The following is a 15287-nucleotide window of genomic DNA, read 5'->3' as shown; positions in this document are numbered from 1 at the left end:
GTACAAAGTGCCTAGTCCTGATCGAAGCCAGTGCTGACCCGAAGGGGCGCGCTGGCCTGCAGCTTCGTCCTGTGTGGATGCTGGTCCCGTTCCGGCCCGGCTGCCCTCCAGGTGTGGGAGGATGCCGGGTTCAGGCCCAGGACTGGCTTTTTTTTTATTTCCGGGTATGGTCTGGTTAACCGGCTTTTCTTTAAGCCGGTTTTCCCAAAGTGGATAAAAGTTAGGCGGCCTGAAAAAGTGCAGTTGCCGCCGGCCCGTCGCTGAGGAGTGCAAATGAGCGGAAACGCCAAAAAGCCAGGTAAGTCCATCAAGGAGAAGCGCGCGGAGAAGCGGGCCAAGTCCGCTTCGGAGGAGCCGGCTCCCCGCAAGCGCAAGGGCCAGTAGCCCCACCCGGGCGGCTGAAGGCCGTTTTAGGCAGGTGCCCTGCGGGGTACCTGCCTACACGGATGCCCGAGTGCTCAGGGGTCGCAGGAACCCCCGGGGCCTTCCGGGATTTGCCGGGGCGGTTCGCTGGAGGAAATTGCGGGAATTGTTTATCTGGACAGGGAAAAATCCTGATGCGGGCATGAGAGAACACTTTCTTTCTTTTCTTCAAGGTGCCCGAATAAGTTGCGGTTGGTTTCTTTTTTGTATTGCTGCCCTTGGCGCCGCTGCGAAAGCGGGTGCACCCCGCTGTATTTCCCGTGCGTGGCGCGATGCGGCATAAGCGTCCCTGCCGCTAAAGTTCCCTCAGGGCTGCATCAGCAGGCCCTGTTCCGGACTGAGGTCCGGTTTCTCCCGGATTTCCTGCACGGAAAGGCTGCCATGGCAACAGATCAGCTCGATGCCCGGATTGTGTCCCTCTTTACCGATGACCCGCGGATGTCGGTTCTGGAAGCGTCGCGGACCCTCAAGGTTGCCCGCGCCACCGTGCAGGCCAGGCTGGACCGGATGCAGCGCAACGGCGTCATTGCAGGCTGGGGTCCCAGGCTTGATCCGGCTGCGCTGGGCTACGTCGTTACGGCCTACTGTTCCCTCACTATCCGCCAGGACATGGGGCATGACGCCGTCGTCGCCGCGCTGGCGGAGATCCCGGAAATCCAGGAGGCACACACTGTATCCGGGGAAAGTGATCTCATTGCCCGGGTGGCAGCGCGGTCCAACTCGGACCTGCAGCGCGTGATCGACTCAATGGTGGCCACCGGCGCGGTTTTGAGGTCATCGTCAGTGATCGTGCTCAATACCCACTTTGAAGGGCGGATGCTTCCGCTGCTGCATGCTGCCGCCGGCGTTGATGCAGGGGAGCCGGAGAAGAGCGCGTAACTTTCGGCCGGCAATACCCTGCTTTTTCTGCGGGCTGAGTTAGAGTCAGGCTGACCCTTACTTAGAATGCGGCGGCCCGGGACCGCCCGCCGGAAAGGCATTGCAGGAATGAGCCCCAGATACGCCAACGTTTCGGAACGGGAGCAGGAGCCGCCCTCGCTGGCCATTTCCACCGTGATCTTTGCCCTGCGCCCGGACCCGGACAGCGGAAAACTGACGCTCTGGCTGCCCCTGGTCCGGCGCATCCGGCAGCCTTACCTTGATCTCTGGGCGTTGCCGGGCGGTCCGCTGCGGCCCACCGAATCGCTCCAGGATGCCGCGGCCCGGAACCTGCAGGAGACCACCGCCCTGGCACCGCGTTATCTGGAACAGCTCTACGCCTTCGGCGGCCCGGACAGGTCCCCGTCTCCGCGCGTGGTCTCAATTGTGTACTGGGCACTGGTGCAGCCGGACGAAGCGGCACTGGCCCGGCAGGACGAAAACGTTGCCTGGTTCCCGGCCGGCCGGGTGGGCACCCTCGCCTTCGACCACAACCAGATTGTCGAGTACGCGCTCTGGCGCCTGCGCGGCAAACTCGAGTACGGCACCGTGGCCTATGCGTTCCTGGGCTCCATGTTCACCCTGGCCCAGGTGCGGGAAGTCTACGAAGCAGTCCTGGGCCGTGCCCTGGATCCGGCGAACTTCCGGCGCCAGCTCCAGTCATCGGTACACATTGAGCCCACTGACGAGTATCTGCAGGGCGGACGGCACCGGCCCCCGCGGCTGTACCGCTACACCGGCCCGGATCCCCGGGAGATTTCATTCCCCAGCCCGCGACGAGAAGCAACGGAGCACTGAAATGACTGAAACGATTCCCGCCCCGGGCGGCAGCGTAGCCACCCGGATCGCACTGCTTTCCGGACCCGGGGAGGCAACGAAGCAAGCCACCTGTACTCCGGGTCTTGCCGCCGGTCCCTGGGATTTCGACGCCGCGCCCGGGTACGGCCCCGGGGCGTCCCTGACGGACGCGGTGCCGGCCGGAACCCCGCGCCAGGGTGAGCTTCCCGCAGAGTACCGCCAGGCGTCAGACGCCGAGCTGGAAGAACGGATCACCAGGGCCAGAGCGCTCCTGGGAGACCGTGCGGTGATCCTGGGGCATTTCTACCAGCGGGATGAGGTGGTGCGGCACGCAGACTTTGTGGGGGACTCCTTCCAGCTGGCCCGTGCTGCGAAGAGCCGTCCGGAAGCCGAAGCCATTGTGTTCTGCGGCGTGCACTTCATGGCGGAGACCGCGGACCTGCTCTCCGGGCCGGAGCAGGCCGTTGTGCTGCCGAACCTGGCGGCCGGATGCTCCATGGCGGACATGGCCGACGCCGATTCGGTCGCGGAATGCTGGGAGCAGCTCTGCGCACTTTACGGCGGGGAACCGGACACCGGGGGGCGGCAGCCGGTTATCCCGGTGACCTATATGAACTCATCCGCGGCGCTCAAAGCGTTCTGCGGGGAAAACGGCGGGATTGTCTGCACGTCCTCGAACGCCGCGGCAGTCCTGGAATGGGCCTTTGAACGGGGGCAGCGGGTGCTGTTCTTCCCCGACCAGCATCTGGGCCGCAATACTGCCAAAGCCATGGGGATTCCGCTGGAAGCCATGCCCATGTGGAATCCTCGGCTGCCGCTGGGCGGGAACACCCCGGAAACCCTGCGGGAGGCCAAAGTCCTGCTCTGGAACGGCTTCTGCTCCGTCCACAAGCGCTTTACCGTGGCGCAGATTGAAAAGGCCCGCGCGGAACACCCGGGCGTCCGGGTAATTGTGCATCCGGAATGTCCCATGCCGGTGGTGGACGCAGCAGATGAATCCGGCTCCACGGACTACATTCAGAAAGCCATCGCCGCAGCACCGGCAGGAAGCACCTTCGCCGTGGGCACCGAGATCAACATGGTGAACCGGCTGGCCGCGCAGTACCCGCAGCACACCATTTTTTGCCTCGACCCGGTGATCTGCCCCTGCTCCACCATGTACCGCATCCACCCGGGGTACCTCGCCTGGGTACTGGAGGGACTCGTGGCAGGTCAGGTACACAACCGGATCACTGTCCCGGCCGCCACAGCAGCGGCGGCCCGAACGGCACTGGAACGGATGCTGGCGGTCCGCCCGTGAGCATCGCCGTCGTCGGCAGCGGAATTGCCGGGCTGTATGCCGCGCTGTGCGCCGCCGAGGCGGCGAACGTGGTGCTGGTGTGCAAGTCCGAACTCCGGCACAGCAACACCTGGCATGCCCAGGGCGGGATCGCCGGTGTGTCCCGGGAAGCGGCGGCGCCGGGGGACTCGGCGGAACTGCACGTCCGGGACACCCTGGCGGCCGGGGCCTGGGCGGGGAACCGCCGCGCAGCAGTAGTGCTCTGCCGCGAGGCCGGAGCACACCTGGGACGGCTGCAGCACCTTGGCGCTGCTTTCGACGCCAACCCGGACGGATCCCCGGCACTCGGACGGGAAGCTGCCCACACGGCCCGCCGGATCCTGCACATAGGCGGTGACGCCACCGGAGCGGGCATTGCACGGGCACTAATCGAAGCCGTGCTCCGCCATCCGGGGATCACGGTCATGGAAGAGACCTTCGCAACCCGGCTCATCCTTACAGGGGGAGCCGTCACGGCTCTGGACGTCCTGGCCGCCGGACGCGAACGCAGGCTCCCGGCCGATGCCGTCATCCTTGCCACGGGAGGTGCGGGGGAGCTCTACCGCCACACCACCAATCCTGCCGGCGCCACAGGCGACGGCGTTGCCCTGGCCTCCCGGGCCGGAGCACAGACCGCGGATGAGGAGTTCTTCCAGTTCCACCCCACGTCCCTGGCCGTGCCCGGCAACCCGCTGATCTCCGAAGCGGTCCGCGGGGAGGGTGCTGTGCTTCGTGACGGCCGCGGCGGGCGTTTCCTGGACCGCTACCACGACGACGCCGAGCTGGCACCGCGGGACGCCGTCTCCCGTGCAATCGCCCAACACCTGCTGGCTACGGGGGAGGAGAACGCCTGGCTCGATGCCACGGTGATCGCCCGCGGCCGCGGACCGGGGTTCCTGGCCCGCCGCTTTCCCGGTCTGGCCGCTGCCACCGCCGCGCGGGGATATGACTGGGAACATGAGCTGCTGCCGGTAGTGCCCGCCGCGCACTACTGGATGGGCGGCATCGCCACGGACCTGGCCGGACGGACCTCCGTGCCCGGTCTCTACGCCGCCGGGGAAACAGCGTGCACCGGCGTTCACGGGGCCAACCGCCTTGCCTCGAATTCCCTGTTGGAAGGCCTGGTTTTCGGTGCCCGCGCGGCCGCAGCCAGTACAGCCCCCGACGCCCCGCGGGCCTGGGAGGCCGGGGCGCCTGCCGGTCTGTGGGCCGGCAGCGCAGCGGACCGCGCCGGGGACAGCGGCGGAGGACCCGGTGCAGCGCCGCCCGTCCGGCCCGCTTCCGGCCGGGCTGTCCCGGGCAGACTGGACCGGAGCGCGCTGCAGACGCTGATGTGGGAGGAATCCGGAGTGCTGCGCAGCGGAGAAGGCCTGCGCCGGGCTGCCGCGGTGCTGCAGTCTTTCCCGGCCGCGGAACCCGCCGTGGACACCGGCGCCGAAACTGCCTCAGGGACCGCCGGCACCCGCGCTGCGCTGGAGAATGAAAACCTGCTGACCTGCGCCCGTCTGCTGGTGGCCGCCGCTTCACGCCGCAGTTCCTCGATCGGTGCGCACTTCCGCTCCGATGCACTGCCCGCGGCCACCCGCCCAGCGCACCGGGCCGCCGCTCCCGGAGCCCGCCTTTCCGAACCTGTATGACCTACGAACGGACCTTGCCGATGACCAACAGCCAGCTCTCCGCCCGCACCGGAACCGGCTGCAGCACACCCGCCCCGCTGCCCCAGACCGCCGGGGCATCACCGCTGCCGCTGCCCGCCCAGACGGTGGATGACCTGGTGTCCGCGGCGCTCGCAGAAGATGCCCCGTGGGGAGACCTCACCTCGCACGCACTGATTCCTGAAGAGACCGCCGCCACCGCGTTCCTGACCGCACGGGAGGAGGGTATTTTCTGCGGTGAGCAGGTCATTGAAGCGGCCTTCCGCCTGGCCGGTCCCGGCACAGCCGTGATCCAGCTGGTCCGGGACGGGGATCGGTTCGACGCAGGAGGCATCCTGGCTGAAATCACCGGGCCGGCCAGGACGGTACTCACCGCTGAACGGGTGGCACTGAACCTTGCCCAGCGGCTGTCCGGAATCGCCACCCTGACTGCGCGGTTCGTGGCAGAAACCCGGGGAACCCGGGCCCGGATAGCGGATACCCGCAAGACCACCCCGGGCCTGCGGGCACTCGAACGCTACGCGGTGCGCTGCGGCGGCGGATTCAACCACCGCTATTCCCTCTCCGACGCGGTCATGGCAAAGGACAACCATCTGGCCGTCCTGGCGGCCGCCGGCCTGGACCTCGCCACGGCGCTCCGCCAAGCCAAGGGCAGGCTCTCCCACACCGTGCATTTTGAGGTGGAAGTGGACTCCCTGGACCAGATCGAGGCAGTCCTTGCCGGTGGTGCGGATACCGTTTTGCTCGATAATTTCAGTGTCGAGGACCTGCGCCGCGGAGTGGAGGCCGTCAACGGACGGGCGCTGACGGAGGCCAGCGGCAACGTCCGGCTGGATACTGTTGCCGCCATTGCCGCCACCGGGGTGGACATCATCTCCGCCGGTGCCCTGACCCACAGCGTCCGCGCCCTGGATCTTGGACTGGACATCCGTGCCTCGCTGTCCAACCAGCAGGGAGCAATCCGCGAATGATCTACTTTGATGCCGCTGCCACCACACCGGTCCGTCCGGAAGTCCTCGCTGCCCTGGCGCCGCTGTACACCACCGACTTTGGCAACCCCTCCAGCACACACTCGGCGGGGGAAACCGCCGCCCGGGCACTGGACTACGCCCGGCGCACGGCCGCGGAAACGCTTGGCTGCCGGCCGGGCGACATCGTCTTCACTTCCGGCGGCACCGAGGCGGACAACCTGGCCGTCAAAGGGCTGGCGCTCGCGTCACCGCAGGGACGGCACATTGTCTCCAGCGCCGTCGAGCACCCCGCCGTGCTCGAATCCCTGGCCTATCTGCAGCGCTTCCACGGGTTCAGCATCACGCTGGTCCCGGTGGACGGTACCGGCCGGGTGGACCCGGCGGACGTTGAGGCCGCACTGACACGTGACACCACGCTGTGCACCATCATGACGGCCAGCAATGAGGTGGGGACACTGCAGCCGGTGGCAGAGATTGCCGAGCTCTGCCGGGGCCTGGGGATACCGTTCCATACCGATGCAGTGCAGGCCGCGGGCTGGCTGCCCGTGTCCGTGGCCGGAACCGGCATCGATGCCATGAGCATCTCGGGACACAAGCTTGGCGCACCCAAGGGCTGCGGTCTGCTCTACGTCCGCGGCGTGCTGCCGCTGGAACCGCTGGTCCACGGCGGAGGCCAGGAACGCGGGCGCCGCTCAGGAACCGAAAACGTGGCGGGCGCCGTCGCCGTGGCCACCGCGCTGAAGCTCGCCGATGCCGAGCGTGCGGAGGCCGTGCCGCGCGCCGTGAAGCTGCGGGACTACCTCATCGACACTGTTCTGCAGTCGGTGCCGGCGGCCCTGCTGACCGGCCACCGTACCGAACGGCTGCCCGGCCACGCCTCCTTCTGCTTCCCCGGAACCAGCGGGGAATCCGTCCTGCTGGAGGCTGAACGCGCCGGAGTGCTGTGTTCCTCCGGTTCTGCGTGCGCGGCAGGGTCGGACGAGCCGTCTGCGGTGCTGACGGCCATGGGAGTGGACCGGGAAACGGCGCAGACTGCTGTACGGCTCAGCTTCCCGCCCGCTGTGCGGGAGAATGAGGTTGCCCTGGCGGCCCGCGCCCTCCGCGGCGCGGTCGAGCGGGTGCGCGCCCTGGCACAGCCGGCAGGCACGTAGCGTCGCGTCGCAAAACCCGCCGGTAACATGGCAGCCCTACACTTCTGCCATGTACACGAGCACACCGGCAGCAGCGCTGCCCCGGGACAGGGGAGCAGCTGCGGCTCCCAAGCTGGCCCGGCTGATTACCTGCCGCACGGTTTCCTCCCGCGTTCCCGGGGAAGTTGACGAGGCCGAGTTCGCCCGTTTCCGCGCTGAACTCGCCGTCCTCTTTCCGGCGGTCCACGAGCAGCTGGCGCTGGAGGAAGTGGGCGGAGGCCTGTTGTTCCACTGGCAGGGCGGGGAACCCGGGAGCGACCCGCTGGTGCTGATGGCCCACTACGACGTGGTTCCGGTCCAGGACGAGTCCACGTGGGAGCATCCGCCGTTTGCCGGGGTCCTGGCGGATGGATATGTCCACGGCCGCGGAGCGCTGGATGACAAAGGCTCCCTGGCCGCGATCCTGGAAGCCGTGGAAACCCTGCTGGCCGAAGGATTTGTTCCTTCCCGCAGCGTGTACCTCTCCTTCGGGGACAACGAGGAAACCGCCGGGGACACTGCGGCGCACGCCGCCGCCCTGCTGCAGGAACGCGGTGTCCGTCCCTGGCTGGTGCTCGATGAAGGCGGTGCTGTTGCAGCCCAGGCCTTCCCGTTCGTGAAGCCGCCGGTCGCCGTCATTGGTGTCTCGGAGAAAGGAATCCTCGACGTCGAACTCTCGGTCGGGGACCCCGGCGGACATGCCTCCACCCCCAACCGGCTTGGTGCCGCCGCCCGTCTGGCCCGCGCCGTCGTGCGCCTTGACCGGCGGCCCTTCCCGGCTGCGCTTCACCCTGTCACGCTTGAGATGCTGAACCGCCTGGCAGCAGGGGCGTCCCCGCTCCCGGCAGCGTTGTTCGCCCGTGCAGCTTCCCTGCGGCTTCCGCTGACCAGGATCTTCGGTGCGCTGGGCGGGGAGCCCAATGCGCTGACCCGCACCACCGTTGCGCTGACACAGCTGGCTGGTTCCAAAGCCTCCAACGTGCTGCCCACGCGTGCCACCGCCAACGCCAATGTTCGGATCGCCCCGGGGGAGAGCATTGAGTCCGTGCTCCGGCGGATGCGCCGCACCATCCGGGACCGCAAGGTGTCCCTGCGCGTGGTGGAAGGCAGCGAACCGTCGCCGGTCTCCTCCACTTCGAACGCCCAGTTCGCCCTGCTCGAAGCGGTGGTCCGGGAGGTGTTCCCGGACGCTATCCCCGCGCCCTACATTATGCTGGGTGGTACAGACTCCCGGCGCTTCACCGCGATCAGCGACGCCGTGTACCGCTTTGCGCCGTTCCGCATGGACAAGGCGGCCCGCGGGTCCATCCATGCGGACAACGAGAAGCTCTCCGTAGCCACCTTCGGTGAGGGCATCGAGTTCTACCGCCGCCTGCTGCAGAATCCGGTGCCCTGATGCGCGCGCTCGGCCCGGTGGTGTTCTTCCTGGTGCTCGTTGAAATCACCAGCGGCATCCTGCAGGGCTACTACACGCCGATCCTCACCGACATCGCCCGGAACCTGGGCATCGCCGACGGCGACGTCAATTGGTTCGAGGCGGCGCAGCTGATGTTCAGCGCCCTGGCGGTTCCGGTCCTTGCCAGGCTGGGCGACATGTACGGGCACAAACGCATTCTGCTGGTCTCCACCGTGCTCACGGCCGCAGCGTCCTGGGGTGTGGCCTTCGCACCGGACTTCTGGACCTTCCTGGTGGCCTGGTCGCTGCAGGGCTTCTACGTGGTGTGGCTTCCGCTGGAAGTTGCCCTGATCTTCGCCCGCGCCGGATCCGCTCCCAACCGGGCGGCGATGACCCGCAAGGCCGCGGGCGTGCTGGTAGGCGGGCTGCAGTTCGGGGTCATCGCCGGGGCGCTCGCCGCCGGAGCCCTGGCGGATGTCTTCGGCGGAGACCTTCGCCTGACCCTGATGGTGCCGGCAGCGGCTGCCTCCCTGTGTGTTTTTGTCATCTGGTTCGGAGTGCCGGAATCCGGCCTGCGGTCCCCGGGAGTCCTGGACATCCGCGGCTTTGCAATGCTGGCGGTTGGACTGCTGTTCCTAACCTCCGGGCTCACGTTCCTGCGCATCAACGGACCGGGAAGCTGGTGGGTATGGGCTGTCCTTGCAGCCGGCCTGGCAGCGTTCATTCCCTTTGTGCGCTACCAGCTGCGCCTTGCCGAACCGCTCGTGGACATCCGTATGCTGTGCGCCCCGACCATGTGGCCGGTCCAGCTCACGGCAGGCCTGTTTGGCATCTCCGTACTGGGCGCCCAGGCACCCATGTCCACCTTCGCCAGGACCGACCCCGGCCTGCACGGCTACGGACTGGGTCTGGAAGCCGGATCGGTGTCGCTGATCATCGGAGCCTACGTCCTCTCGGTGCTCACCGGGGCGCTGCTCTTCCCCCTGGCGGCACGCCTGACGACGCCGCGGATCACGCTGGCCGGTGCGGCGGCGGTGGTTGGGATTGGATATGGGCTGTTCCTGCCGTTCCACGATTCCCTGGCGCAGACCCTGACCAACATGGTCATCGCCGGGCTGGGCTCCGGGGCCCTGGTGGCAGCGCTGCCTTCAGCTGCGGCTGCGGCGGCCCCGCTGAACCGGACGGGCATGGCCACCGGCCTGACCAACACCACCAAGACCATTGGCGGGTCTTTCGCCTCGGCGGTCTTCGGAATTGCCTTGATCAGCGCGGCAGGCCAGTCGCTGGGCGACGTGGCAGGGGCGGCCACGGCGGCACCGCTGTCCGGCTACGTCACCGTGTGGTCCGTCTGCTCGGTGACGGCGTTCATTGCCGGGGCAGCGCTGCTGCTGGTCCCCAAACTGGCGTTTGCGGATCCGCCGCTTCTTCCGGAGAGCGGCATTGAGGGGAACGACGGCGCCGCGGCGGGCGACTCCGCGTCTCGGTAGGGCGGGCATCCGGGACCGGTGCGGCCGTTACGCTACGCCGGGAACCCGGGACGGATGGTGGCGGTGCTTAGTCCTTTGCAGCCCGTTCCGGATCGTTGTCCGGGGCGGAGTTGAGGCTGGCCAGGAGCTTGTCCATGAGCTCCTTGACCTGGGTGAGCTCCTCGGAGTTCAGGGCCGGGGCCAGCAGGTCGTGGATGCCGCGGACATGGATCCGGCCCAGCCGCTTCTGGACGGCACGGCCTTCCTCAGTCAGGGACAGCTCCACGCCCCGCTGGTCGTTGCGGGCCGGACGCCGCTGCACCAGGCCCTTGTTTTCAAGCCGTTCCACCATTCGGCTCAGGCTGGGCTGGCTGATCAGCAGGTGTTCGTTAAGCTCGTTGAGCCGGGTCCAGCCGGAGGGGCAGCGGCTGAGGTTGAACAGCACGTCATACTCGCGCATGGTCAGTTCCTTGAACTCAGGATCGCGCTGCAGCCTGCGCATTACGCCAACCTGTGCCCGGAAAATCGACTCCCAGGCCTCAGCGGTCTGTTTTACGGTGGTTAGCTGGCTGGTCTCGGAGCTCATTGCTTTAGCCTACTGAAGTTGCGGCATCTGCGCTGGCCAGGGCCTTGCGCGCCGCCACCCGGGCCGCGTGGGTGGGGCCGTCCGGGACATGGGCGGGGCGGCGTGAGTCCAGTTCCCGGCGCAGTTCGGGCAGCACGTATTCTCCAAAGAGGTCCAGCTGCTCCAGGACGGTCTTCAGCGGCAGGCCTGCGTGGTCGATCAGGAACAGCTGGCGCTGGTAGTCGCCGAAGTACTCCTGGAAGGTGAGGGTTTTCTCCAGTACTTCCTGCGGGCTCCCAACGGTCAGCGGGGTCTGGGCGGTGAAGTCCTCCATCGAGGGGCCGTGGCCGTAGACCGGTGCGTTGTCAAAGTACGGGCGGAACTCGTTCACTGCGTCCTGCGAGTTCCTCCGCATAAAGAACTGCCCGCCCAGGCCGACGATCGCCTGGTCGGCTGAGCCGTGGCCGTAGTGCTCATAGCGCTCGCGGTACAGGCCGATCAGCTGCATGTAGTGCTCCTTCGGCCAGAAGATGTTGTTGGCGAAGAACCCGTCACCGAAGTACGCGGCAATCTCTGCTACCTGGGGTGTGCGGATGGATCCGTGCCAGACAAAGGGGGCAACCTCGTCGAGTGGCCGGGGCGTTGAAGTGAAGTTCTGCAGCGGCGTGCGGAACTTGCCCTGCCAGTTGACGGTTTCCTTGTCCCAGAGCTGGCGCAGAAGTTTGTAGTTCTCCACGGTGAGGTCCACTGAATCCTGCGGGTTCTTGCCGAACCAGGGATAAACAGGGGCCGTGTTGCCCCGGCCCAGGACCAGGTCCGTGCGGCCGTCAGAGAGATGCTGCAGCATCGCGAAGTCCTCGGCGATCTTCACCGGATCATTGGTGGTGATCAGCGTGGTGGCCGTGGAGAGGATGATGCGTTCTGTCTGGGCGGCGATGTAGCCCAGCAGGGTAGTGGGGGAGGACGCGTAGAACGGCGGGTTGTGGTGCTCCCCGGTGGCATAGACGTCCATGCCGATTTCTTCGACCTTGCGGGCGATGGCGACCGCTGCCTTGATGCGCTCGCCTTCCGTGGGCATCCGGCCGGTAACCGGGTCACGGGTAATGTCGCTGACGCTGAATACGCCGATCTGCATGGTGTCCTCCTGTTGCAAAGCATTTCCGGCACCGGTTCACCGCTCCGAAAGGTAGATGCATTTGCATCTACTGCGAGTCTACAACAGGTGCCCCCGGAAAATCATTCCCTCCTCTGCGCGGGTCCCTAACGCGGAAGGGGGGGGCACCCGGGCGGGTACCGGCGCCTCCCTCTGGAAGGTGCGTGGAATTAGCCTGCGGCCTCAGCCTGCAGGCGTTCGCGTTCCTGGCGTGCAGCTTCTTCCCGGGCCTGGGCCCGGCGTTCGCGGGGACCTTCGATCAGCTGGTAGAGCACCGGCACCAGGACCAGGGTCAGCGCCGTGGAGGAGACCAGGCCGCCGATGACGACGACGGCCAGCGGGCGGGAAATGAAGCCGCCTTCTCCGGTAACACCAAGTGCCATCGGCGTCAGTGCCAGAATCGTAGCCAGTGCCGTCATGAGGATCGGCCGCAGGCGCTGGCGTGCACCGCGGATAATCGCCTCCCGGACATTCATTGCCGGCTGGCGGCCGTGCGGCCTGCGGTACTGGTTGATCAGGTCCATCAGCACAATCGCGTTGGTTACCACAATGCCCACCAGCATCAGCAGGCCAACCAGGGAGGGCAGCCCCAGCGGAACGTTGGCGATGAGCAGCGCAATGATCGCGCCGGTCGCGGCGAACGGCACCGACACCAGCAGGATCAGCGGCTGGACCAGGGACTTGAAGGTGGCCACCATAATCACGTAGACGATTGCGATTGCCGCCAGCAATGCCCAGCCCAGCTGGGTGAAGGACTCATTCTGCTGCGTTGCGGCGCCGCTGAGGGTCGCGGTCACCGACGTCGGCAGGTCCACGTTGGCCAGCTCGGCCTGCACCTCGGCAATGGCCCCGCCCAGGTCGTCACCGGAAGGAGTCACGGAAACGAGCGCGGTGCGCTCCCCGCCGGACGAGGAGACCGACGTCGGTACCTGGACTTCTTCCACGACAGCCAGGTCACTCAGCGGCACGGGGCCGTCTGCTGTGGGGACCACAATCCCGGCGAGCTGCTCGATGGTGGTGACCTCGGTGCCTTCGCCGATAAGGACGGGAAGGTCGTCGGTTCCGAGCCGGACCGTGCCGGCCGGAAGCGGGCTCAGGGTGGAGGCCAGAATGCCGGCAACCTGCTGCTCGTCCAGCCCGGCAGCAACGGCCTTGGCCCGGTCGATGCTGACCTGGACCACGGGCTCGGAGCCGGCGAGGTTGGACGTGGCTTCAGCTACGCCCGGCAGGTCCGACATGGCCGCGACCAGGGCATCGGAGGCAGGCTGCAGCTCCGCCGGGTCGCCTGCGGAGATCTCGATGTCCACGGTGTTGGAAGTGCCGAAGCCGCCGCCCTGGGTGCCCAGGGAAATGGTCCCGGCGTCCTCGCCCAGGTCCTCCAGTTCGCGGCGGACGGTGTCCCGCAGCTCAACCTGGTCCACGTCCTGCTCGGTGATGACGGTGAAGTTGGCAACGGACGCCCCGCCGGCGGTGAAGGCCGCGATGCCCGACGTCGAGGTACCCATGGTCACCTGGACGTCCTTGACGCCGTCGGTTCGGGAGAGCACCTCCTCGACGGACTCGGCCGCAGCAGAGGTGGTCTCCAGCGAGCTGCCGGCCGGCAGCTCCTGGCGGACGCTGAAAGTGTTCTGCCCGGTATCGCCCAGCAGGTTGGTCTGCAGCAGCGGGGTCAGCGCTGCCGTTCCGCCCAGGATCAGGACGCCGGCCAGCAGCGTGAAGACAGGGTGGCTTTGAGTGCCGCGGAGGATGGGCAGGTAACTGCGCTGCAGGAAGGTTTTCTCTTCCCGCGCCTCGGCCTCTGCCCGGTAGGCGTCCGGATCGCTGACGGGTTTGGAGGACTTCAGGAACCAGTAGGCCAGCACCGGAACGATCGTCAGGGACACCAGCAGGGAGGCCAGCAGCGCCAGGGACGTGGTCACGGCAAACGGACGGAACAGTTCGCCGGCGAGGCCGCCCACGAGAGCAATGGGGGCGAAGACGGCGACGGTGGTCAGGGTGGAGGCCGTAACGGCCCCGGCGACTTCGCGGATGGCGGTGAGGATGGCAGTGCGCTTCTCCTCGCCGTAGCCAAGGTGCCGCTTGATGTTCTCGATGACCACAATCGAGTCATCCACCACCCGCCCGATCGCGATGGTCAGCGCGCCGAGGGTCAGGATGTTCAGTGAATAGCCGAATGCCAGCAGGCCAATGAAGGTCACCAGCAGGGAAAGCGGAATGGACACAGCCGTGACCAGCGTGGAGCGGACCGAAAGCAGGAACACCAGGATCACCAGGACGGCGAAACCGAGCCCCAGCAGGCCTTCGGTGGTGAGGTCGGAGATCGACTTTTCAATGAACGGAGCCTGGTCGAAGATCACGGTGAACTTCGCACCGTTGCCCAGCTCGTCCTGCAGGGAGGGGATCAGATCCAGGACTTCGTGGGAGATGCCCACCGTGTCACCGGCCGGCGTCTTGGTAATGGAGATGGCCAGCGTCGCTTCACCGTTGGTGCGCGTGATGGAGGTCTGTTCGTCGTCCGTGATTTCAACGGTTGCGACGTCCCCGATTGTCGGCGGGGCGGATCCCGGAGCCGTGCCTTCGGCCTCAATGGGAAGCGCGGTGATTTTCTCGATCGAATCCAGCGGGCTGCCCACCTGGATGGAGAGCGAACGGCTCTCCTCCTGTACGGTGCCGGCGGGAATCAGGGCGCCGCTGTTTTCAAGGGCGGAGGCGATGGCCGACGGCGACGCACCCAGCGCAGCGAGGGCCGCCTGGTCAGGGGAAATCGCGATGTGGCGCTGGGAACCGCCGGTTACCTCCGCAGTGCGGACTCCCTCGATTTTCTGCAGCCGGGGAACCGTCAGGCGCTGGAGTTCGGAGTTCAGCTCGCTGAGTGAGGTGTCGCTGGAGACCGCCAGGTAAACGATGGGGAAGTCGCTGATGCTTCCGGCGAGGGACTGCGGGTTCGCATCCTCGGGGAGCGTCTGGCGCGCGTTGGAGATGGCACGGTCTACCTGGCCGCGGGCCCGGTCAAGGTCGGTGCCGTAAGCGAAGGTAAGGGTGATGGCGGAGATCGATGACCGCGACGTCGCGGAGGAGGACTCCAGTCCTTCGACGGCGGTAAGCGCGGCCTCCAGCGGCTCGCTGATCTGGGCATCCACAACCTCGGGTGAAGCGCCCGGAAGGGCGGTGATCACGCTGATCTGGGGGAATTCAAGTGCAGGGATAAGTTCCTGTTTGAGGGAGTTCAGCGAGATGACGCCGAAGACCGCTACAAAGACTGTGATGAGGGCGATCAGAGCCCGGTTGGAGAGGGAGAGTTTGGCCAGACGATCCATGAACCTGCCTTTAGTCGTAGACGGATTCATCATACGTGCGCATGAACGTCCTGCCGCACGCACGCTGCGGGCGTCCTTCAGCCGCGCAGCGGCCGCAACGCCTTAAAGCAGCGGGGGGGGGGGGGGGGCGGCCGGGGC

The 15287-nt window shown here is 66.9% G+C and carries 11 protein-coding genes; 8 read left to right on the top strand and 3 right to left on the bottom strand.

Annotated features, from left to right (window positions below):
• Positions 1 to 804 precede the first annotated feature (804 nt).
• From TVC13_RS07215 to TVC13_RS07180, 8 genes are all read left to right on the top strand, one after another.
• Positions 805 to 1302, top strand: a complete 498-nt coding sequence (locus tag TVC13_RS07215) for an Lrp/AsnC family transcriptional regulator (RefSeq protein ID WP_422400549.1) — start codon at positions 805 to 807, stop codon at positions 1300 to 1302.
• 108 nt (positions 1303 to 1410) lie between these two features.
• Positions 1411 to 2139 (top strand): NUDIX hydrolase, encoded by a 729-nt coding sequence (locus TVC13_RS07210; RefSeq protein WP_422400548.1) that lies wholly within the window; start codon positions 1411 to 1413, stop codon positions 2137 to 2139.
• A 1-nt stretch (position 2140) separates the two neighbouring features.
• Entirely contained in the window at positions 2141 to 3439 is a 1299-nt protein-coding gene (gene nadA / locus TVC13_RS07205) for a quinolinate synthase NadA (RefSeq protein ID WP_422400547.1), read from the top strand.
• A complete protein-coding gene (locus tag TVC13_RS07200; RefSeq protein WP_422400546.1) occupies positions 3436 to 5094 on the top strand; it encodes an L-aspartate oxidase in 1659 nt (552 codons plus the stop codon). The genes nadA and TVC13_RS07200 overlap by 4 nt, the downstream gene beginning before the upstream one ends.
• A gap of 20 nt (positions 5095 to 5114) precedes the next feature.
• A complete protein-coding gene (nadC, locus tag TVC13_RS07195; RefSeq protein WP_422400545.1) occupies positions 5115 to 6083 on the top strand; it encodes a carboxylating nicotinate-nucleotide diphosphorylase in 969 nt (322 codons plus the stop codon).
• On the top strand, positions 6080 to 7234 hold the full coding sequence (locus tag TVC13_RS07190; protein WP_422400544.1) for a cysteine desulfurase family protein: 1155 nt from the start codon (positions 6080 to 6082) through the stop codon (positions 7232 to 7234). Before nadC ends, TVC13_RS07190 begins: the two co-directional genes overlap by 4 nt.
• Positions 7235 to 7283: 49 nt before the next feature.
• Entirely contained in the window at positions 7284 to 8648 is a 1365-nt protein-coding gene (locus tag TVC13_RS07185; protein ID WP_422400543.1) for a M20/M25/M40 family metallo-hydrolase, read from the top strand.
• Positions 8648 to 10135 carry an MFS transporter gene (locus TVC13_RS07180; protein ID WP_422400542.1) on the top strand — a complete coding sequence of 496 codons (1488 nt, stop codon included), beginning with the start codon at positions 8648 to 8650 and terminating at the stop codon, positions 10133 to 10135. The genes TVC13_RS07185 and TVC13_RS07180 overlap by 1 nt, the downstream gene beginning before the upstream one ends.
• Positions 10136 to 10202: 67 nt before the next feature.
• On the opposite strand, the gene TVC13_RS07175 is transcribed toward TVC13_RS07180, so the two are convergent.
• The 3 genes from TVC13_RS07175 to TVC13_RS07165 form a co-directional block, all read right to left on the bottom strand.
• Positions 10203 to 10700 carry a MarR family winged helix-turn-helix transcriptional regulator gene (locus TVC13_RS07175; protein WP_422400541.1) on the bottom strand — a complete coding sequence of 166 codons (498 nt, stop codon included), beginning with the start codon at positions 10698 to 10700 and terminating at the stop codon, positions 10203 to 10205.
• Between the two features lie 4 nt (positions 10701 to 10704).
• Positions 10705 to 11814, bottom strand: coding sequence for an LLM class flavin-dependent oxidoreductase (locus TVC13_RS07170; protein WP_422400540.1), 1110 nt, complete (start codon positions 11812 to 11814; stop codon positions 10705 to 10707).
• 188 nt (positions 11815 to 12002) lie between these two features.
• Positions 12003 to 15149, bottom strand: a complete 3147-nt coding sequence (locus tag TVC13_RS07165; protein WP_422400539.1) for an efflux RND transporter permease subunit — start codon at positions 15147 to 15149, stop codon at positions 12003 to 12005.
• Positions 15150 to 15287 lie beyond the last annotated feature (138 nt).

The sequence above is a fragment of the Arthrobacter sp. 3Tela_A genome (assembly GCF_049311025.1).
Lineage (GTDB): Bacteria > Actinomycetota > Actinomycetes > Actinomycetales > Micrococcaceae > Arthrobacter_B.
The sequence above is the reverse complement of the archived record's forward strand: the minus strand, read 5'-3'. Positions and strand labels throughout refer to the sequence as shown.